15 protein-coding genes are annotated in these 21,740 nt (G+C 42.3%); 14 read left to right on the forward strand and 1 reads right to left on the reverse strand.

Going from position 1 to position 21,740, the window contains the following annotated elements:
* Nucleotides 1-25 precede the first annotated feature (25 nt).
* The 13 genes from PG840_RS12645 to PG840_RS12705 all read left to right on the forward strand — a co-directional run bounded on the left by PG840_RS12645 (nt 26) and on the right by PG840_RS12705 (nt 19,407).
* Nucleotides 26-1,159 carry a galactose ABC transporter substrate-binding protein gene (locus PG840_RS12645; RefSeq protein ID WP_270205817.1) on the forward strand — a complete coding sequence of 378 codons (1,134 nt, stop codon included), beginning with the start codon at nt 26-28 and terminating at the stop codon, nt 1,157-1,159.
* A gap of 137 nt (nt 1,160-1,296) precedes the next feature.
* Nucleotides 1,297-2,793 (forward strand): sugar ABC transporter ATP-binding protein, encoded by a 1,497-nt coding sequence (locus tag PG840_RS12650; RefSeq protein ID WP_055249308.1) that lies wholly within the window; start codon nt 1,297-1,299, stop codon nt 2,791-2,793.
* 30 nt (nt 2,794-2,823) lie between these two features.
* A complete protein-coding gene (locus PG840_RS12655; protein WP_117824392.1) occupies nt 2,824-3,894 on the forward strand; it encodes a galactose/methyl galactoside ABC transporter permease MglC in 1,071 nt (356 codons plus the stop codon).
* Between the two features lie 22 nt (nt 3,895-3,916).
* Nucleotides 3,917-4,174, forward strand: coding sequence for a hypothetical protein (locus PG840_RS12660; RefSeq protein WP_270613698.1), 258 nt, complete (start codon nt 3,917-3,919; stop codon nt 4,172-4,174).
* Nucleotides 4,175-4,408: 234 nt separating this feature from the next.
* The gene (locus PG840_RS12665) at nt 4,409-5,107 is read left to right on the forward strand and encodes a response regulator transcription factor (RefSeq protein ID WP_117559421.1); all 699 of its coding nucleotides are present in this window, start codon (nt 4,409-4,411) and stop codon (nt 5,105-5,107) included.
* Between the two features lie 8 nt (nt 5,108-5,115).
* Complete coding sequence (locus PG840_RS12670) at nt 5,116-7,722, forward strand: histidine kinase dimerization/phospho-acceptor domain-containing protein (protein WP_270205818.1); 2,607 nt, start codon at nt 5,116-5,118, stop codon at nt 7,720-7,722.
* Between the two features lie 108 nt (nt 7,723-7,830).
* Nucleotides 7,831-8,994, forward strand: a complete 1,164-nt coding sequence (locus tag PG840_RS12675; RefSeq protein ID WP_270205819.1) for a class I SAM-dependent methyltransferase — start codon at nt 7,831-7,833, stop codon at nt 8,992-8,994.
* A gap of 36 nt (nt 8,995-9,030) precedes the next feature.
* Nucleotides 9,031-11,544, forward strand: a complete 2,514-nt coding sequence (locus PG840_RS12680; RefSeq protein WP_117835922.1) for a hypothetical protein — start codon at nt 9,031-9,033, stop codon at nt 11,542-11,544.
* A 15-nt stretch (nt 11,545-11,559) separates the two neighbouring features.
* A complete protein-coding gene (locus PG840_RS12685; RefSeq protein ID WP_008370998.1) occupies nt 11,560-13,449 on the forward strand; it encodes a fructose-bisphosphatase class III in 1,890 nt (629 codons plus the stop codon).
* A 1-nt stretch (nt 13,450) separates the two neighbouring features.
* Entirely contained in the window at nt 13,451-14,674 is a 1,224-nt protein-coding gene (locus tag PG840_RS12690; protein ID WP_243000058.1) for an ABC transporter substrate-binding protein, read from the forward strand.
* Nucleotides 14,671-16,362 (forward strand): sensor histidine kinase, encoded by a 1,692-nt coding sequence (locus PG840_RS12695; RefSeq protein WP_008370994.1) that lies wholly within the window; start codon nt 14,671-14,673, stop codon nt 16,360-16,362. The genes PG840_RS12690 and PG840_RS12695 overlap by 4 nt, the downstream gene beginning before the upstream one ends.
* Nucleotides 16,343-17,869 carry a response regulator gene (locus PG840_RS12700; RefSeq protein ID WP_270205820.1) on the forward strand — a complete coding sequence of 509 codons (1,527 nt, stop codon included), beginning with the start codon at nt 16,343-16,345 and terminating at the stop codon, nt 17,867-17,869. The genes PG840_RS12695 and PG840_RS12700 overlap by 20 nt, the downstream gene beginning before the upstream one ends.
* Before the next feature lie 98 nt (nt 17,870-17,967).
* Entirely contained in the window at nt 17,968-19,407 is a 1,440-nt protein-coding gene (locus PG840_RS12705) for an MFS transporter (RefSeq protein ID WP_117835928.1), read from the forward strand.
* Between the two features lie 73 nt (nt 19,408-19,480).
* Here the strand turns inward: PG840_RS12705 and PG840_RS12710 are convergent, their stop codons facing one another.
* Nucleotides 19,481-20,344: a methionyl aminopeptidase gene (locus PG840_RS12710; protein WP_055249318.1), complete on the reverse strand. Its 864-nt coding sequence runs from the start codon at nt 20,342-20,344 to the stop codon at nt 19,481-19,483.
* Nucleotides 20,345-20,650: 306 nt separating this feature from the next.
* Between PG840_RS12710 and PG840_RS12715 the strand changes: the two genes are divergently transcribed.
* Nucleotides 20,651-21,727 (forward strand): 6-phosphofructokinase, encoded by a 1,077-nt coding sequence (locus PG840_RS12715; RefSeq protein WP_270205821.1) that lies wholly within the window; start codon nt 20,651-20,653, stop codon nt 21,725-21,727.
* Nucleotides 21,728-21,740 lie beyond the last annotated feature (13 nt).

A 21,740-nucleotide genomic window follows, 5' to 3' on the forward strand; every position in this document is an offset into this window, starting at 1 on the left:
ACGTTATACAAGGAGGAACGAAATTATGAAAAGAAGAATTGTAGCAGCGATGCTCGCAGGTGTGATGGCACTTGGAATGCTTGCAGGATGCGGGGGCTCCGGTAAGAGTGACAGTGATGGTGGAAGCAGTGATAAGAAATCATCAGACGCTAATATCGCAGTATTCTACTATACCTATTCTGATACTTATATCGCATCTGTCCGTACAGCACTCGATGCAAAACTTGACGAGATGGGTGTTGAATATCAGGACTATGATGGAAACAGCAACCAGACAACACAGAACGAACAGATTGATACAGCGATCCAGACAGGTGCTACAGCACTGATCGTCAACATCGTTACATCCGGTTCTGTAGATGCTTCTTCTCAGATCGTTGAAAAAGCAGAAGCAGCAGGAATCCCGGTTATTTTCTTTAACCGTGCGATCGAAGATGACAAGACAGAAGGCGATGTACTTGGAAGCTATGAAAAGTGCGCATTCGTAGGAACAGACGCTCCGGAAGCAGGACATATGCAGGGCGAAATGATCGGTAACTATGTAGTAGAACATTTTGATGAAATGGATCTCAACGGAGATGGAAAAATCTCTTACGCAATGTTTATGGGACAGCTTGGAAATGCAGAAGCTATTTACCGTACACAGTTTGCTGTAGAAGATGCAGACAAGATCATCACAGAAGCTGGCAAACCGGCACTGGAATATTTCGATGCTTCTAACAGTGACAAATACCAGGTTGACCAGGATGGTAACTGGAGTGCAACAGCAGCAAACAACTATATGACAACCAACCTTTCCCAGTACAACGAAGGAAGCAATAACATGATCGAGCTTGTTATCTGCAACAACGACGGTATGGCAGAAGGCGCAATCTCTGCTCTGAATGATAAGGGATACAACCTTGGAACAGGCAAAGACGGAAAGATGATTCCGGTATTTGGTGTTGATGCTACAGATGCAGCAAAACAGCTGATCGGAGATGGCAAGATGACAGCAACTGTTAAACAGGATGCAGATGGTATGGCAGCTTGTATCGCAGATCTTGCTAAGAATGCAGCAGATGGAAAAGATCTGATGGATGGAACAGATTCTTACAACATTTCTGATAAAGTAAGCAACAAGATCTTCATTCCTTACCAGGAATACTCAGGAAAATAAAAATGTAAAAAATAAAGGTGGCGGCCAGGTGGTTGGCCAGCCACCTTTTCTAAAGTTGTGACGCAGCCGGATGGAACTGCATAGTGGCAGGTTCGAAAGGTATGCGAGATTAGAAGATGAGAGACAGGAGGACAGCTATGAAACAGGATGTTTTACTGCAGATGACGGATATCTGTAAAGAATTTCCGGGCGTAAAAGCATTAGATCATGTGTCCCTGACAGTTAAAGCAGGCACTGTCCATGCACTGATGGGTGAAAATGGAGCCGGAAAGTCAACACTGATGAAATGCCTTTTCGGAATTTATGACAAAGACAGTGGCAAGATTGAGCTGGAGGGAAAAGAGATTAATTTCAAGAATTCGAAAGAAGCTCTTGAAAATGGAGTTGCAATGGTTCACCAGGAACTGAACCAGGCGCTCAAAAGAAACGTCATGGATAATCTCTGGCTCGGACGTTACCCGAAAGTGGGCGGCGTTATGGTAAATGAGAAAAAAATCTATGACGACACAAAAAAAGTATTTGAAGAATTGAAAATTGATGTAGATCCGAAAAGGATCATGAGTACGATGCCGGTATCACAGAGACAGATGGTAGAGATTGCAAAAGCAGTATCTGTGAATGCAAAAGTCATCGTATTTGATGAGCCGACTTCTTCCCTTACAGAGCAGGAAGTAGAGCATCTGTTTGATATCATTGAGATGCTGAAAAAGAGAGGATGCGGAATCATTTACATTTCACATAAAATGGCAGAGATCAAACGGATTTCAGATGAAATCACGATCATGCGTGACGGAACCTGGGTAGCAACAGAGAAAGCAGATGATCTGGAGATGGATGATATCATCCGCCTGATGGTTGGACGTGAGCTTACCAATCAGTTCCCGCCAAAGACAAATAAACCGGGCGATGTAGCGCTTGAAGTGGAACACCTTTCCGGAATGTATTCGATCCTGAATGATGTTTCCTTCAAAGCAAGAAAAGGAGAAATTCTTGGAATTGCCGGACTTGACGGAAGTGGGCGTACAGAAACTCTGGAGACAATTTTTGGAATTGCAACCAGGAAATCAGGAACGATAAAACTTGACGGAAAACAAGTCAGCAATAAGAATGCACAGGATTCGATCAAGAACGGATTTGCACTTCTGACAGAAGAGAGAAGAGCAACCGGTATCTTCGGCATCCTGAACATTCGTGAAAATACCGTTATCTCCAGCTTAAAGAGACACAAAAAAGGATTTTATCTGAGTGAAAAATCCATGAAAGAAGATACGCAGAAATATATTGATGCGCTGCGGACAAAGACACCGTCGCAGGAGACAAAGATCCGTGCACTTTCCGGTGGAAACCAACAGAAGGTTATCCTTGGAAGATGGCTTCTTACCGATCCGGAAGTACTGCTTCTGGATGAGCCGACAAGAGGAATCGATGTCGGTGCAAAGTATGAGATCTATCAGCTCATCATCGATCTTGCGAACCGCGGCAAAGTAGTTATTGTAGTTTCTTCAGAAATGCCGGAGCTTCTCGGAATCTGTGACCGTATCATGGTTATGTCCGGTGGAAGACTTGCCGGAGAGATTAACGCTGAAGAGGCGACGCAGGAACTGATCATGACTTACGCAGCAAAGTATGTGTAATTTTCAAACAAAAAGAAGGAGGCTTCCCAGATGAAAGCATTTGCAAATATAAAATCACGCTATGCAGAATACAAAGCACTGGATTCCGCAGACAAGGCAAAAGCGTGGAAAGAAGGACTTATCAATAATGCGATTTATCTTCTGATCATTATCGCAGTTATTTACACTTACACACAGAACAGCAGATTCCTGAGCGTGGCATCTATTGTTAACATTATCTCGCTGTCTGCAGCGAACATTCCGATCGCGTGTGGTATTGCAGGAACGATCGTACTTACCGGTACAGACCTTTCAGCCGGACGTGTTGTAGGTCTTACAGCATGTATTTCTGCATCACTTTTGCAGTCAGTAACTTATGCAACCAAAATTTTCCCGGATCTTCCGGTTCTTCCGATACCACTGGTTATTCTGATCGTAATCGTAGTCGGAGGTATTGTTGGATGGGTAAATGGATTCTTCGTAGCGAAATTCCACTTACATCCATTCATTGTAACACTGGCAACACAGCTGATCGTATACGGAATTCTTCTGATGTACATTATGCTGAACGGTAACAACGGACAGCCACTTTCCGGACTGGACAAATCCTTTAAGAATTTTGTAACAGGAAGTTTCTTAAAGATCCGTGGCGTTCCGATCCCGAACTATGTATGGTACGCTTGTGTTGTAGTTGTATTCATGTGGTTCATGTGGAATAAGACAACATTTGGAAAGAATATGTTCGCAGTTGGTTCCAACCCGGAAGCTGCCAATGTATCTGGTGTAAATGTTATGAGAACAACCATTCTGGTACATACACTTGCAGGATGCATGTATGGTATCACTGGATTCATTGAATCTGCACGTATCGGTTCCAACCAGGCAAATACAGGTCTGAACTACGAGTGTGATGCGATTGCTGCCTGTGTAATCGGTGGTGTATCTTTTGTAGGTGGTACCGGTAAGATCAGCGGCGTTGTTTTAGGGGTGTTCATTCTGAGAATCATCTTCGTTGCACTGCAGTTCCTGGCAGTAAGTCAGAATATGCAGTATGTGATCAAAGGTCTGATTATTCTGATCGCATGTGCAATTGATATGAGAAAATATCTGGTAAGAAAATAAAAAGAAAAGGCTGGGAAATGTTATGGACGAGAATAAGATGCCGGAGAATGACGGATGGAAGAAAAATGCAAGACTGGCGATTTATGCAATGGCCGGGTTTTATCTGCTGACACTGGCATACCAGATGTTCAGGGCGATTTCCACAAGTCATGGTAATGAACAGCTTGTTATGATCGTGGCGACGATTCTGTTTCTGATAGTTGGTGTTGGACTGATCGGGTTTGGACTGATCGTAGGATACCGCAATATAAAAGCAGATCACAGAGAAGACGAAAAGTAGAAATCATAAATATTACCTCACAAGAGAAAACTTCCGGTAAAGTAAAACTTGCCGGGAGTTTTTTGCGTATATGATGAGTCAGGTGCAGATTGGTGCTTGCACAAGAATCTGTATCTGACAAATATAGATCATCTCGCACCACATTTTCAAATCTCAAAAAAATCTTAAGAAAATCCCGCCCTATCTCTTAAAAAATCTCTGCTAATCTTGTATAGTATAGAGGAGGTGAAAAAGATGGCGAAAATATTAGTATGTGATGATGATAAAGACATTGTAGAAGCAATAGATATTTACCTGACGCAGGAAGGATACGAAGTCCTGAAGGCGTATGATGGCGACGAAGCGATCAAGGTATTGAAAAGTAATGAAGTTGATCTTCTGATCATGGATGTGATGATGCCGCGGCTGGACGGAATCCGGGCGACACTCAAGATCCGGGAAAACATGAGCCTCCCGATTATTATTTTATCCGCCAAATCAGAGGATGCGGACAAGATTTTAGGACTGAATATCGGTGCAGATGATTACATAACCAAACCGTTCAATCCGTTGGAGCTGGTGGCAAGGGTAAAATCCCAACTCAGACGTTACACCCAGCTTGGAAGTACGGCGAGATCTGACAACCAGAGTGAGTTCCGGACCGGGGGACTTGTGATCAGGGATGATCTGAAAGAAGTGACTGTGGACGGCGAAAAAGTGAAGCTGACACCGATTGAATACAATATATTACTGTTACTCGTTAAAAATCAGGGAAAGGTGTTCTCTATCAATCAGATTTACGAAAATATCTGGAATGAAGAAGCAATCGGAGCGGACAATACCGTTGCCGTACATATCCGCCATATCCGGGAGAAAATCGAAATCAATCCGAAAGAGCCACGTTACCTGAAGGTAGTATGGGGTGTCGGATATAAGGTAGAGAAGATCGGTTAGGAGGTCTTATGAATAACAAATGGTATCAGAGCGCACCATGTAAAGGAATCCTGATCGTACTGGAGCATATTTTAGCGGTGGTGATGATCACATGTCTGGTTTTTACATTCAGTTATCCGGGCGATAATCTGGCAGGAATCCTGTTTGAAAAGCCACATAAGAAGTATGAACAGTCAAAAGGGTTTACCGACAAGCTGATGAGTGCTGCAAATGATATTACAGCTGCGGAAGGATACGACAGCAATTTTGAAACAGAAGGAAAATATGATGAAAACAGAATTGTAGATCTGAAAGAATATGATTCAGATCGTAAGATTTCAAATGAAAATGTAAATGGGCTTGCATACCGTCTTGGTGATCTTGTGAATTACTGGGAAAACGATCAGGAGATGTACTACGCAGACGGGACCAAGATGGCAGATGGAGACAATGATGATGAGATCATCGTCTGCCAGAAGGATGACGGAACCTACCATTATTACTATGAAAAAGAATTTCGTCGAGAATTTAAAAACGGGAACCTTCAGTTTGGTAATATGGATGAGGCAAAAGATGAATATTCACTGGAAAGCACCGGAGAAGTGATCGATTCTCTGATCAATGACTGGATCGAGAACTCCGCAAGTATTTACCGCAATATTCTGGACAGTGAAAATCGCCAGGTCTACACAAAGTGCTGGCGGTATGACGGAGAAAAAGTTTCCGAAAACTGTGCACCGGTGGGCGCGAAGAATCTTCTGGAAGTTGTGAACAAGGATTCCAGATGGAACGGCAAGTTAAGTGATGCGATGTCCATGCTTGGAAATACTGTGGACAGTGTACGGGATAATTTTTTGACGTGGCAGTATGTAACGGAAGAATATAAAGAAGGTAATACCAATCTTGCATATATGATTGTAGATCTGGACAATAAAAAAGTTTATACCAACCGTCTTGCATATCAGAGATTTGATGAATGGGAAAAGAATCTGGAAAGTATGAAAAAGCTGGGAGTATATGCGGTTGCCACACCAAAGCTTACTGAGTACCAGAGTGATATTGATATGGACGGATCACAGTGGAAATCACTGATCGGTGGCAATATGTGGATGGATAATTACGAATGCGTGTTCGCGGTAGATACTTCCTATCCAATCCAGGATGACTTTTATCAGGAGAGCAAGATTTATCAGGAGTATGCACCGCAGGTAAGATTTACCTTCTGGATTGCGATTGCAACCGGATTTGCAATGCTTGTAATTCTGGCATGGCTGACAATTGTTGCAGGCAGATCAAACCGGGAAGAAGGCATTGTGTTAAATCGGGTCGATAAAATGAAGACAGAACTCTTTATTCTTTTGTCGGTTGCAGTTATGGTGATATGTATTTACGGGGAAATCAGTTTAAGTTACGGTCTGCTGAACGGAGTCTGGTTTAGCGGAGATGGTTTCAATGGCACATCGGTACTGATTTTTGCAGGGATTGTTGCGGTAAGCGTTTGCATGACAGGACTTACTTTCTGGCTTGGAATGGTAAGAAGGATCAAGGCAAAGACCTTGTGGAAGAACAGTATTTTATGTCTGATCATCAAATACGTCCGGATTGGAATCCGGCATCTGGGGGAGGTCTGGAAAGCTGCGATTTTGTTTGGAGTACTGGTTGTAGTTCACTGGATCGCGATCGCCATGTGGGAGCCGGGAATCTGGCTGTTCGTAATGCTTGCGGCAGAGGCGGGGGCATTTTTCTGCCTGATGCGCAGAGCCATCGGAAGAGCGCGGATCATCAAAGGGGTAAAAGCAATCGCAGACGGTCAGGTTGACTATCAGATTCCGTTAAATGGACTCAAAGGCGGACAGCTTGAAGCAGCAGTCAGCATCAATAAGATCGGAGATGGACTGGACCGGGCGGTAGAAGAGAGCGTAAAAAATGAACGCCTCAAAACGGATCTGATCACAAATGTATCCCATGATATCAAAACGCCGCTTACATCAATCATTAATTATGTGGACCTTTTAAAGAGAGAGGATTTTGAGGATCCGAAGATCCGGAATTATCTTCAGGTTCTGGAAGAAAAAGCATATCGTCTGAAGACACTTACCGAGGATGTGGTAGAAGCTTCCAAGGTAAGCAGTGGCAATATCAGCCTGGAAATGATGAATCTGAATCTGGTTGAGCTGGTTAACCAGACCAGTGCAGAGTTTGAAGAAAAATTTGAGGCAAGGAATCTGAAAATGATCATGAATCTTCCGACCGAACCGGCAACAATCTACGCAGACGGCAGACGAATGTGGAGAGTTCTTGCAAATGTATTTAACAATGCGGCAAAATATGCAATGGAGGGAAGCCGGGTCTACGTGGATCTGGTTCAGACAGGTGAGGAAGTACAGTTTACGATCAAGAATGTATCAGAGCAGCCGCTGAATATTTCGGCAGATGAGCTGACAGAAAGATTTATCCGCGGAGATGTATCCAGAAGCACGGAAGGAAGCGGGCTTGGTCTTTCGATTGCACAGAATCTGACAAAGCTTCAAGGGGGAAAATTCGAGTTATATCTCGACGGAGATCTGTTCAAGGTACTGATCCGTTTCCCGGTTCCAAAAGAAACGGAAGATGTCTATCAGGAAGTCGAACAGTAACAGGTAAATATGGGGCGTAAGGGAAATTTCCCTTGCGCTCTATTTTATTTCGCTTTACAATAAAAACTGGATTCGTACATATAACCTAAAATGTAAGGGGAAATTAAAATGGAATCATTGAATAATATCTTAAAAAAGAGTTTAAATAAAGAATTTTTATCAGCAATAATCAGCAATCCACGTGAAAAAGGCGGAATTGTAAAGATTAAGATCCGCCCTGTGGAGCATAAAGACAATATTTTGTACCAGTGCGAAGAGCACCGGAACAACCAGGTATTTCACCACAATCTGAATGAAGAAGCAGCAGGATATATTGAAAATGCCATGCAGGAATTCAAACAGATGCAGATGGAGACGAGAAAATTCCTCTATCAGGTTCTGGTCAGCAAAAAAGGGAAAATGACGATTCAGAGACGGCTTCAGACCGGGAGGTTCAAAGAGATTGATCTGTCACACAACCGGAAGAAGCATTATATCCTGGAGGAAGGAAAAGCAGTTCCATTTTTACAGGATCTGGGAGTTATGACAAAAGAAGGGGAAATCGTGCGGACAAAGTTTGATAAGTTCCGCCAGATCAACCGTTTCCTGGAGTTTATCGAGGATGTTCTTCCGGAGCTCCCGAAGGACAGGGAAGTAACGATTCTGGATTTTGGATGCGGTAAATCCTATCTGACATTTGCAATTTACTATTATTTGCATGAGTTAAAAGGTTATGATATCCGGATCATCGGACTGGATCTGAAGACGGATGTCATTTATGCATGCAACCAGCTTGCAAAAAAATATGGCTATAGAAAACTGAAGTTTATGGAAGGAAATATTGCAGATTATACCGGCTCTGATGAAGTGGATATGGTCGTGACGCTGCATGCCTGCGATACCGCTACCGATTTTGCACTTGCAAAAGCAGTTGGCTGGAAAGCGAAGGTCATTCTTTCGGTTCCGTGCTGTCAGCATGAAGTGAACCGTCAGATTGCAAATGAAACACTTGCACCGCTGTTTTCTTACGGACTGATCAAAGAGCGAATGGCAGCTCTTGTCACGGATGCTATGCGTGCAGAATATCTCAAGAGGGAGGGATATGACACACAGATCCTGGAGTTTATCGATATGGAGCATACACCGAAGAATATTTTGATACGGGCCATTTACACGGGAAATAAAGGAAAAAATACAGAGGCAATCCGCACATGTGAAGAAATGCTTCACATCGATCCAATGCTGGGGAGATTATTGGATCAGCAGAATGAAGAGGGAGAAAAAGGAGTATAAATTTAGCAGATTAAGATAAAGGGGACTATAATTACAATGTTTAAAAAGATAGCAATAAAGACAGGGGTACTGACTACTGTATTTATTCTTGCAGTTATCGTATCCAGTTATGTGACGAACAGAGGCAACACTGATATGAGTGCAGATATGGGAGGTGCGACATTGCCAAGAATATCCTTTACGACAGAAGGATATGAAGTGAACTCACTGCCGGGATATAAAAGCGATATGACGCTTACTTCAATGCGTGATACACTGACACCCGTCACAAATAACCAGCTGGATATGAACATTGCAAAATATGATAACCAGATCCAGAAGGTTTACTGGCAGGTATATACACTGAATGGGAAAAAATGTATTCAGGAGGGAACCATTAAAGATGTTCAGGATACAGTAACTTTAAATTTCAAGAATACGAAGATCCTGAAAGAAGAGAGGATTTTGAAAGTAACCTTGTACCTGGATAATCAAAATATTTATTTTTATACCAGGATCAAGAATTCGGCAGATTGCAACTATAAGAAAAGCCTGGATTTCGCAAATGATTTCCACAATGCGGCACTCGAAAATCAGGGTGATAAGGTCGAAAGCTATTTGGAAACAGATTCCAGTGAGGACAGCTCCACCTATCAGGAGGTTACACTTGCATCGACACAGTCACAGGTGACATGGGGTTCGCTTGCACCGCAGGTATCGGGAAATGTATACTGGGAAATTAAGGAATGCAATGAGAATTACACATCACTTGTCCTCAAATACCAGGTAAAGTGCACCGGGGATACTGATTATGCTGATCGGCTTTACAGTGTAAAGGAATTCTTCCGGATCCGCACCGGGGAAGATGCACAACAGTATCTGCTTGATTATGATCGCACGATGAATCAGAGATTTGATGGTAAGACAACTGCGCTGAACCAGAAAGGTGTTCTTGTTGGGATTGCGCCGACGGACCTGGAGTATGAGACTAATACAGATGGAACCATTGTAGCATTTATAGAGGATAACCAGCTCTGGCATTATGATAAAAAAGAGGATGAAATGTCACTGGTATTCGGCTTCGCAGATGCGGAAAACATGGATGTGCGTACATTATGCGACCTGCATGATATCCGCCTGATTTCAGTAGATGAAAAAGGCAATACCACATTTACTGTAGTGGGTTATATGAATCGCGGTGTACATGAAGGGCAGGTAGGTGTAGCAGTCTATTATTTTGACGCAGAAAAAAATTCCGTTACGGAAAAAGCATTTGTCCCTAGTGAAGACGGATATTATCTGATGAAAGAGGATCTGGGTAAATTTGTATATTACAGCAATTCTGATGAGAATCTTTATGTAATGATAGATGGTACATTGTATCTTGTGAATCTGAAGGACAACACCAGAGAGGTGCTGGTGAAAGATCTGGAGGAAGGGCAGTATCAGGTTTCACCAGACGGACATCTGCTTGCTTACCAGAGTGAGGGCGGAAAGATCAATGAGTCGCAGAAGATTATCGTGTTGAATCTGAAGACGGGAAAATCCTTTGATATTACATCCGAAGGAGACGAATATGTCAAACCGATCGGATTTATCCGGAATGATTTTGCCTATGGCACGCTGCGTGGAAGCGATGCAGGAACCAATATATCCGGACAGAGTGTGTACCCGATGTATAAAGTGGATATCATCACGCAGAAACAGGAGATAGCCAAGACCTATGAGGTACAGGATTTTTACATTCTGGATGGCTATGTGGCAGACAATATGATGACACTTAATCGGGTAAACAGAAATGAGAATACCTATATTTCAACAACGGCAGATTATATTACCAACAATCAGGAGAAGGAAGAGAGCAATATCACAGTTGAGACCTACAATGATGATCTGCGGGGAACTCTGGTTCGTCTTACTTATGAAAATGGGATCAAAGACAGCAAAGCAAAAATTTTAAAACCAAAGCAGGTACTGTTTGATAAACCGATGGTTGTCAGCTTTGACAAACCGAAGGTAAAGAATCAGTATTATGTATATGCACTTGGCAGTCTGCAGGGGGTGTATGAAAAAGCATCTTATGCGATCCAGGAAGCGGAGAAGATAAAAGGTGTGGTCATTTCTTCATCACAGGAATATGTATGGGAGTCCGGAAATACGCCGGATATTTATGAAGTAAATAATATGGATGAGTTCCGGACAGGAGAAGGTGAAAGTACACTTGCAGCGTGCCTGAACCGGATCCTGAAGCTGGAAGGCGCAGAAGATATAAATGCATCAACAGAGCTGGAAAACGGAAAGTCGCCGGCAGAAATCCTGACAGAAGCAACCGGTGGAGAAGGGTTTGATCTGACCGGATGTACACCGGAAGAAATCCGCTATACGATCAGCCATGAGACACCGGTGATCGCAATGCTCAGTGTGGATCACGCGGTACTGGTCATCGGATACACGGATGCGAAGTATGCTTATCTGGATCCGGCAGACGGAGAACGTCATTCGGCTACGCCTGAAGAGATGGCGCAAATGGTAAGCGGCAGCGGAAATGTATTTTTTGGTTATGTAAAATAAATTTGGAGGACGCAAATGAGAGACGAGAAATATTTAGAACTTCTGGCAGAAAAATACCCAACTGAGCAGGCGGTCTGCCGAGAGATTATTAACCTTAAAGCAATCCTCAGCCTGCCAAAAGGGACAGAGCACTTTATGAGTGATCTGCATGGAGAATATGAGGCATTTTGCCATATATTAAATAACTGCTCCGGTGTGATTCGGGAAAAAGTAGATCTGTTGTTTGAAGATACTTTATCAGATCTGGACCGGGAAGAAATCTGTACGCTGATCTATTATCCAGTTGAAAAGCTTGCAATGATAAAAAAGGAAGGAAAAAATAATGAAGAGTGGTATCGTGTGATCTTAGGAGAACTAATCGATATCGCAAGATTATTTTCATCCAAATACACCCGCTCAAAAGTAAGAAAAGCGATGCCGAAAGAATATGCCTATATTCTGGATGAACTGATCCATGTACAGAAGGATGAAGATGATAATCAGCTGGTGTATCACCGCAATATCCTGAATACGCTCCTTGAACTACAGAATGCAGATGAATTTATCGAGGTGCTTGCCGGATTGATTAAACGGCTGGCAGTCGATCATCTACATATTGTCGGAGATATTTTTGACAGAGGTCCTTGTGCAGACCGGATCATGGATTTGCTTACGACTTATCACTCCATTGATATTGAATGGGGAAATCATGATATCCTGTGGATGGGGGCAGCGGCAGGAAGCAGAGCCTGTATCGCAACAGTTATCCGTAACAATCTGAAATATGATAATATGAAGATCATGGAGAATAGCTATGGGATCAGTCTGCGAAATCTGACCTTATTTGCAGAAAAGATATACCCGCAGATCGATCCGATGGAAGCGGCACTGAAAGCAATTTCTGTACTTCTTTTTAAACTGGAAGGCCAGGTGATCCTGCGTAATCCGGATTACAAGATGGAAGATAAATTGCTGCTTCATAAAGTGGATGTGAAACGTCAGGTTGTTGAAATTGGCGGAAAAGAATATAAGATCAAGAAGGAAGAATTTCCAACTGTAAGTTTTGCAGCTGAAAGCGTGGAAGAAGTCTATCAGCTGACCGAAGAGGAAGAAAATGTAATGGAAGGTCTTCAGATGGCTTTTGTGAACAGTATCCGTCTGCGACAGCATATAGATTTCCTGTATAAAAAAGGAAGTATGTACCGGATCTTCAACGATAATCTTCTGTATCACGGCTGTGTGCCGCTGGATGAGAGCGGAAACTTTGACGGCGTTGTATTTGGGAAGAGATGCTATCGAGGAAGAGAATATCTGGACTATGCAGAGCATGTTGCCAGAAGAGCCTGGTCGAAGGAGGCGAAAGAAAAAGACAGAGACTTTATGTGGTATCTGTGGTGCGGAAGAAAGTCTCCACTTTCCGGAAGAAATACGAAAACCTTTGAGCGTACTTATGTGCTGGATGAGTCGACATGGTATGAAGAATCAAATCCATATTATAAATTTTACGAAGAAGAAAAGGTCTGCAATATGATTCTGCATGAGTTTGGCCTTTATTCCGAGCGTGCTCATATCATTAATGGGCATACACCGGTCAGAACTTCAAAAGGAGAGCATCCGGTCCGTGCGAATGGAAAATTAATGGTCATTGATGGAGGTTTCTGCAAGAGCTACCATAAGACTACCGGAATTGCCGGGTATACACTGATCTTCAATTCCCATGGTATCCGGATCAAATCCCACCAGCCTTTCCTGAGTGTGTATGCGGCACTTACGGAAAATAAGGATATCGAGTCAAAATCAGAACTGGTCGAGACCGAAAAAGAACGTTTGATGGTGCGGGATACAGATAGCGGAAAGAAGATCAAGGAGGATATTGAGGCACTTAAAATGCTGCTCCGTGCATACCGTGAAGGGGAGTTGGAATAGAGTGAAAAAGATTTTTGCATGCGCTTTATGTGTTGTCATGACAGTTAGTTTATGCAGCTGTGCAGGATGCCGGAAAAAGGAAGAAACAAAAGCGAAAGAGAAAGAAACCATTGAATTATGGCATTACTGGGATATACCGGATAATCAGAGACATCTGGAAGAGCTGGTAGAGCAGTTTAATAAGATGCAGGAGGATATTGAGATAGAAGTATCTTATATTCCGGATGAAGATTTTAAAAAACAGCTTGCCCTGGCGATGTCGGAAGAAAAGATGCCGGATATTGCCGTAGTGGACTCTTCGGACTTTCAATTTCTACATCATATGAAAGCGTTTGCTGATCTTACAGATGCTATTCCGGAATTAAAGGAATATAACGAAAAAGCATTGGAACCATGTACGATAGATGGAAGAATTTATGGGCAGCCTTTTGGTGTGAACTGTACAGGGATGTTCTATAATAAAAAACTCCTGGAAGAAAATGGATGCGAAGTTCCGGAAAGCTGGGAAGAATTTCAAGAGACAGCGGCGAAGATCAGCAATGAAGATGTAAAAGGGTTTGCGATCACTGCTTTACAGACAGAAGAAAGTATGTATGAATTTCTGCCGATCTTATGGTCAATGGGAGGGGACGTGTATAGAATTGCAGAAGAAAACAGTAAAAAAGCATTTCTTCTGCTGGATCAGATGGAAAAAGAAGGAAGTCTGAGTTTGCAGAGCATTTCTCTTACCATGGGAGATCTGACAAATCAGTTTCTAAAAGGAAAAATTGGGATCATGTTCAATTCCTCTATGGCGATTGACAGTATCAGGGAAGGAAATCCGGATCTGGAATTCGGTGTTGCACCGATTCCGGGAGGAGAGACATCGGTTTCGGTAGCCGGAGGAGAAATTCTGGCAGTAGCGGAGAATGAAAAGAAAGAGTATGCAATCCGTTTTTTAAAGTTTCTGGCAGATAAAGACCGAATGAAAGAATATATTGATGCATTTGGTTTTCTTGCACCGCGTCAGGATATTATGGAACAACAATTTGCCGAAGATCCGGAAAAGAGAACATTTATAAAAATGTATAAGGCTGCCGGGATTCGTGAGATTTCTCCGGAATGGCCACGGATTTCCCTGACCCTTTCCGATACTCTGAGACAGATACTGGTGGAGGAAGAGGATCCGCAGACAATATTGAATAAAAGTGCAGAAAAGATAGAGAAAATCGGAGCAGAGAAATGAAAAAGAAAAATCTGAGACAGATTCTGATTCCTGCATTTATTATTACGGCATGCATTCCGATCACTATTTTTACAGTGATATCGCAGGCGCGTCTGAAAAAAAGCACCCTTGATAATATGAACAATCAGGCAGAGGCAGATCTTCAGAAGTCAAATCAGTGTCTGAATATGACATTGGATAAGTATGAGACGATTCTGTATGATATCACTACGGCTGAAGACTTTTTAAATCTTGCGGTTACCGCGAAAGAATCTGCTGATATTATGGAGACAGATGCCTATAATATGCGAAGTGAATTTTCACATATCTGTAACAGAAATCAGGGTGTGGACGGGATTCAGCTGGTATTGGCAGATAGAAAAAGAATCTTTTATGACAGGCTTTCTTCTTCTTCGGTGAACAGTTCCTGGATTGAAAAGGTTGCAGTTCCGGAGACAGAAGAGATGCTGTCTTATACGATGGATCAAGAGAATGAAAATCCAGAAAGGATGTTTCATATCAGCCGTAAGGTAGTAAATTACTGGGATATCAGTGAAGATCTGGGAGAAGTGATTCTGTCAGTCGATGCAGATGAACTGAGTTCCGTGCTGGATGTTGGAAAAGGATCGGAAATATATCTGATAGATGACGGAAGGATCGTCGGAGCGGAAAATGAAAAATTACTGGGCAGGACGGAAGATATTTTAGAGACGAAAAGGGTCAGTCAAAAATCCATTACAAATACCCGGAGCGGCTGGAAAATCGTATTGTGCCAGTCGCTGAGTGAATATCAGAGAGCAATCAGAGAACAGATCGTATTCTGGTTGCTGCTGGCAGTGGCAGTGCTGCTTGTTTTTGTATTTCTGATCTATAAAGTTACAGAACCAGTCATGGTATCGGTAAATGAGATTGTAGATGCGATGAAAAATCTGGAGAAAGATAATTTCAGGGAGAAGCTTGCAATCAAAGAAAATGACAGTATAGAAATACAGAAGATATCGGAAGGCTTCAATGATATGACTGAACGGATCTATCATTTGATCGGTCAGGTGAAACAATCTGCATTGGAGCAGAAGAATGCAGAAATCTCAGCGTTGGAAGCACAGATCGATCCTCATTTTCTATATAATATCCTGGATACCATCAACTGGAAAGCCATTGAAAATGAGCAGTATGAAATCAGTGAGATGTTAGTGGCGCTTGCCGAAATCCTGCGTTATGCCATTAATGATGCAGGGGAACTGACAACGATCGAAGCGGAAAAGGTATGGCTGGAAAAGTATATTCTTCTGCAGCAGGAAAAATTAGGAGAAAAAATCGAGCTGATATTTAAAATACCGGAGGAATTGGAAACTTATAAAATTCATAAAATGCTGCTTCAGCCTTTTGTGGAAAATGCGATCAAGTACAGTTTCCGCGGATGTAAGGGCGAACACCGGCTTACCATCGAAGCTGCGAAGGCAGAAGAACAATTACATCTGATCATTGTAAATAATGGGCAGTGTATTGAGAAAGTCAGATTAAAAGAACTCAATGAAGGAACGAAGATAAAGAATCATCTCGGAATTTCCAATGTGAGAAAGCGGTTGGAACTCTATTACGGAGAAGATACAGCAGTTTATTTTGAAAATATTCTTTCGGGTGGCGTGAAAGTACATTTATTTATTCCGATACAGGGAGGAAATGACGATGCGGATAGCAGTCATTGAAGACGAGAGACCGATTCGTGAGGGACTTGTACATATTTTGAATAAAATCAGTCCGGAATACCAGGTGGTAGGAAGCGCGGAAAATGGGCGAGAAGGTTTAATTCTTCTTGAAGAACAGGATCCGGATCTGATCCTGCTTGATATCCAGATGCCGGATATGAACGGTCTGCAGATGTTAAAAGAAGCAAGAGAAAGAGGAAGTATGACTAAGGTTGTGATTCTTACGGCATACTCTGACTTTGATTATGCAAAAAAGGCAATTGCACTCGGAATAGAAAATTATCTGCTAAAGCCGGTTAATCTTACGGAACTGAAGAACACCCTTTCTAAAATCAAGGAAGAGATATTCGTAGAACAGAGAGGGAAAAATTCTCTTTCACTTGAAACGGTCATAAAAGATGCGTTAGAAGGCGAGTATGAAGAGGATTCTAGGTTAGAGGAGACGCTTTTGGAGAAATATGGGTTCTCCAGCAGAAAACAAATTTACTGTATGTATCTTTTTATGGGAAAGTATTATGATTCCGAACAAAAAGAAGCAGAGCTTTTTTTAGAAGAATTCCGGGAACATAATCCGGACAAAAAAATGTGCTGGTTATGGAGAGAGAAGAGGCAGTCTGTTTTTATCTGTTTTTATGATGTGAAAGCAAAAAAAAATTTTATACAGTATTTGAAGCAATCGGTAGTACCGGCTTTTTCTATGAGAATCCATGATCATGGGGCATTTGCGGGAAAAGAGTGTCAAGGGCTGGGAGAACTGGTGGAGATTGAAAATGCGCTGACCGAAGCATGCGGATGGCATTTAATACTTGGCAACCGGGTATTGATCAAGTGCAAAAAAATCGCGCAACTGAGGACAAAGCGTTTTACTTATCCGGCAGATCTGGAGAATCAGGCAAGGAGTGCGGTAATCCATCTGGATTATCCTGCGTTTACCCGGTGCTTTCAGCAATTTATGGAGGCAGGATTACGTGAAGTCCACAGCCCGCAGGAAATCAGAGAGGTTTGTATCCGTTTTGCTTACGCTGTGATCAATACTGCAAAAGAGTGTGGAACATTACGGGATGAAGATCTGCTTGTCCAAAAAATATTACATACGATTTTAAATGCTGTTTTCTGGGAAGAAATCATGGATGCAATGCTGGAATTATTTGTCTGCATAGAAAATGATGAAAAAAAACAGACTTCGGCAGAGCTTCTGGTACAGAAAGCTCTTTCTATTATTAAAGAATGCTACAGTGACGGAATCAATCTGGAGGAAACAGCCAGGAGACTGCATGTTACCGAACAGTATCTGGGTACACAGTTAAAAAAAGAAACAGGCTCTTCTTTTACGGAGATCATAAGGCGATATAAAATCGCACATGTAAAACAATTACTTCTGGATACGGAATTAAAGCTGAATCAGATTGCTTCAATGGCAGGTTTTTCGGATCCCAAGTACATGAGTAAGGTGTTTAAACAGGAAGTAGGAATGCTTCCGAACGAATATCGGAGGATGAATACATAATCAGTTTGTAAAATTCCTCTTTTTATAAAAAATTTCTCCTTTTTAAAAATCTGAATTTGCTATAGTAGGTTCAGAAATTGAGAAGAGGAGGAAGTAAGATGGAAGCAGTCGAAAAAATTTCCGTCGGAGTAATTAAAGAAAAAACAAAAAGTAAAGCAGTCAAAAAAGAAGCAGAAGGTATGCGGGTTTCCACCAGAGAAAAAGTCTGTTACGGAGTTGGTGATATCGGAGCAAACCTTGTGTGGACAACGGTAGCTTCATTCCTGACGATTTACTGTACAGATGTGGCAGGAATTGCAGCAGGAGTAGTCGGAACCCTGATGCTGATCGCAAGATTGTTTGATGGAGTATCCGATCTTTTTATGGGTGTTATTATCGATAAGACAAATACCAGATGGGGAAAGGCTCGTCCGTGGGTATTATGGAGTGCACCTCCGCTTGTTGTCAGTCTGATTATGATTTTTACAGTTCCGAATATCGGAGCAAACGGAAAAGCAATTTATATGCTGCTTGTATATATTTTCCTTGCAGCAGTTTGTTTTACTGCATCAAATCTTTCTTACAATACCATGCTTTCGCTGGTAACAACCGAGCAGCATGACCGAAATGTAATGAATACAATCCGGTTTGAATTTACAATGATCGCACAGCTGGTAATCAATGTGATTACGATTCCGCTGGTACATTTCCTTGGAAACGGCCAGAAGGGCTGGACCTGCATGAGTATTATTTATGCGATCGTAGCACTTGGAATGTTTATTACAACATTTGCCGGAACAAAAGAAAGATATAAACCGATCAAACCGGAAGTGACTGAAAAGAAGAAAAAACATCCGGTTAAGACTATTAAAATTCTTTGCAGCAATAAATACTTTATTCTGATCACATTAGCATTTGCAATTATTTATACATCACTCGGACTTACCGGTGGATCAAGAATTTATTATGCAAAATATGTACTTGGCAATGAGATGATCAACAGTACAATGACATTATTTAACTATATCCCAACGATCCTTACGATCATGCTGATCCCTATTTTTGCAAAAAAATTTGGAAAGATCAAAGCATTATTTGTGGGCTTCCTGTTCTATGGAGCAGGACTTATTCTTGAAATTGCAGGACCGGTCAATCTTCCGATGATTTATGGAGGACTGGTTTTACAGGGAATTGGTCATGCGGCATTGTATTCCTGCCTGTTCGCAATTGTTGGAGACGTAGTGGATTACAGTGAATGGAAAGACGGAATCCGAGAAGAAGGACTTACTTACAGTGTAACCAGCTTTGGACAGAAAATCGGAACAGGTCTTGGGACGGCAGCACTTGGATGGATCCTTGCGGCAGGAAATTATAATGGAACGGCAGCTGTTCAGCCGGACAGTGCGATCTTTGCAATTAAGAGTCTGTTCTTATATCTGCCACTGGCTATCACAGTCGTTGTTTTAATCATCTGGTATTTATTTATGGGAATCGATAAGGTATATCCGACAGTTAGAAAAGAACTGGATGAACGTAGAAAAAACGCAAAACAGAATTAGAAATATAAGATAAATAGTAATAGTAAAAGGATCGGATGGCAGTTCGCCATCCGGTCCTTTTTGTAATAGAAAATTATTTTGTCATAACGACAGCGCCATCATCCGTAATGCGGACCATGTATTCTACCTGAGCAGAAAGTCCGTCATCTTCGGTATAAACCGTCCAGTCATTGTCTTCATCAACAAAGAATTCCGGACTGCCTTCGTTGATCATTGGTTCGATGGTAAAGATCATACCCGGAACCAGAAGCATTTCGCTTCCCTTTGGTGTAACATAGCTTACCCAAGGTTCTTCGTGGAATTCAAGACCAACACCATGTCCGCCGATTTCCTCTACAACAGAATAGCCATTTGCTTTTGCATGTGAATTGATCGCATCTGCAATGTCTCCGAGATGGTTCCATGGTTTTGCCTGCGCAAGTCCAAGTTCGACACATTCCTGTGTGACACGAACCAGTTTTTCGGCACGTTCGCTGACCTTGCCGATCATAAACATACGGGATGCATCTGAGAAATATCCGTCCAGAATGGTAGATACATCCACATTGATGATATCGCCTTCTTCCAGAATAATATTTTCATCCGGAATACCATGGCAGATCTCGTTGTTAATAGAAGTACACACACTCTTTGGGAATCCCTGATAATTAAGCGGTGCCGGGATTCCGCCGTGTTCGGTTGTATAGTCATAAACTAATTTATCAATTTCGGCTGTACTCATGCCTGCGTGGATATGGGCAGCTACATGATCAAGTACGGCAGTATTGAGATCTGCACTTTTCTGGATTCCTTCAATCTGAGGAATGGTCTTGAGCATATCTCTTGTCGGAACGATTTCTCCTTTATCTGCATGATATGCGATCTTTTCTTCGATCATAAGATGGCATTTTTTGTATTTTTTTCCGCTGCCACACCAGCACAATTCATTTCTTTCCATGAGAATACCTGACTTTCTTTTATAAATTTTTACGTGCAGAGTCTGATGTGATCACAAAAAATCAGATGTATGCCTGCACTAACTGTTTCACTTCTATAATATATCCATTCCGGAACAAAAAGTCAATCTGTGCTGTGCATTTCGCCAGATGTGATTCAAAATGACAGACCAGGATGCGGTATGTATCAGTTTTGCAGCAGAACTATTGCTTGTATAGGACTCAGGAATCGGTTATAATACAAAGGGATTATAACTGAAAATAACAGACTGATCTGGAAAAGATGAACAGGGAAAGGATGGGCAATTATGTTTAGAATTGGAATGCTTACCAGTGGTGGGGATTGTCAGGCACTGAACGCAGCCATGCGAGGTGTTGTAAAAGGACTTTGTTCAAAACGAAACGATGTGGAAATTTATGGATTTCAGGATGGATATAAAGGACTTATTTATTCGAACTTTGAGATGCTGACAGCAAAAGATTTTTCGGGAATACTGACGATGGGTGGAACAATCCTCGGAACATCCAGACAGCCGTTTAAACTGATGCGCGTACCTGGACCGGATGGAATCGATAAGGTCGAAGCGATGAAGCATACTTATCACAAGTTGAACCTGAACTGCCTGGTAGTACTGGGAGGAAATGGAACCCATAAGACTGCGAATCTGTTAAGAGAAGAAGGACTGAATGTGATTACACTTCCGAAGACGATCGACAACGATCTGTGGGGAACAGATATGACATTTGGCTTTCAGAGTGCGGTAGATATCGCAACGGAAGCAATTGACAGAATCCATACAACTGCAACTTCACACAGCCGTGTATTTATTGTAGAGGTTATGGGGCATAAAGTAGGATGGGTAACACTTCATGCCGGAATCGCAGGCGGAGCAGATATTATTCTTCTCCCGGAGATCCCGTATGATGTGGATAACGTAGTGCGTGCGATCAAGAGCCGTACAGAGGCAGGAAAGCATTTTACGATCATCGCGGTTGCAGAAGGCGCGATCACAAAAGAAGATGCAGCCCTTCCGAAGAAAAAATTAAAAGAAAAACAGGAAAAGAAGGGCTATCCGTCTGTGGCATATGAGCTTGCAGAGAAGATCCAGAACCGTATGGATCAGGAGGTTCGTATCACGGTTCCGGGACATACGCAGAGAGGTGGAAGCCCGTGTCCGTATGACCGTGTGTTTGCAACCAGACTTGGAGCAGCAGCAGCAGACCTGATCTTAAAAGAGGACTACGGATATATGGTAGGAATCAAGAACGGCAACATCCGCAAGGTTCCGCTTGGAGAGGTTGCCGGAAAGCTGAAGATGGTAGATCCGAAAGCGGATATCATCAAAGAAGCCAAGATTGTCGGAATCAGTTTTGGTGATGAGTAAAGGAGTAATTTAA

It is taken from the genome of Coprococcus sp. AM97-35 (assembly GCF_027697525.1).
In the GTDB taxonomy this organism is placed as follows: domain Bacteria; phylum Bacillota; class Clostridia; order Lachnospirales; family Lachnospiraceae; genus Allocoprococcus; species Allocoprococcus comes.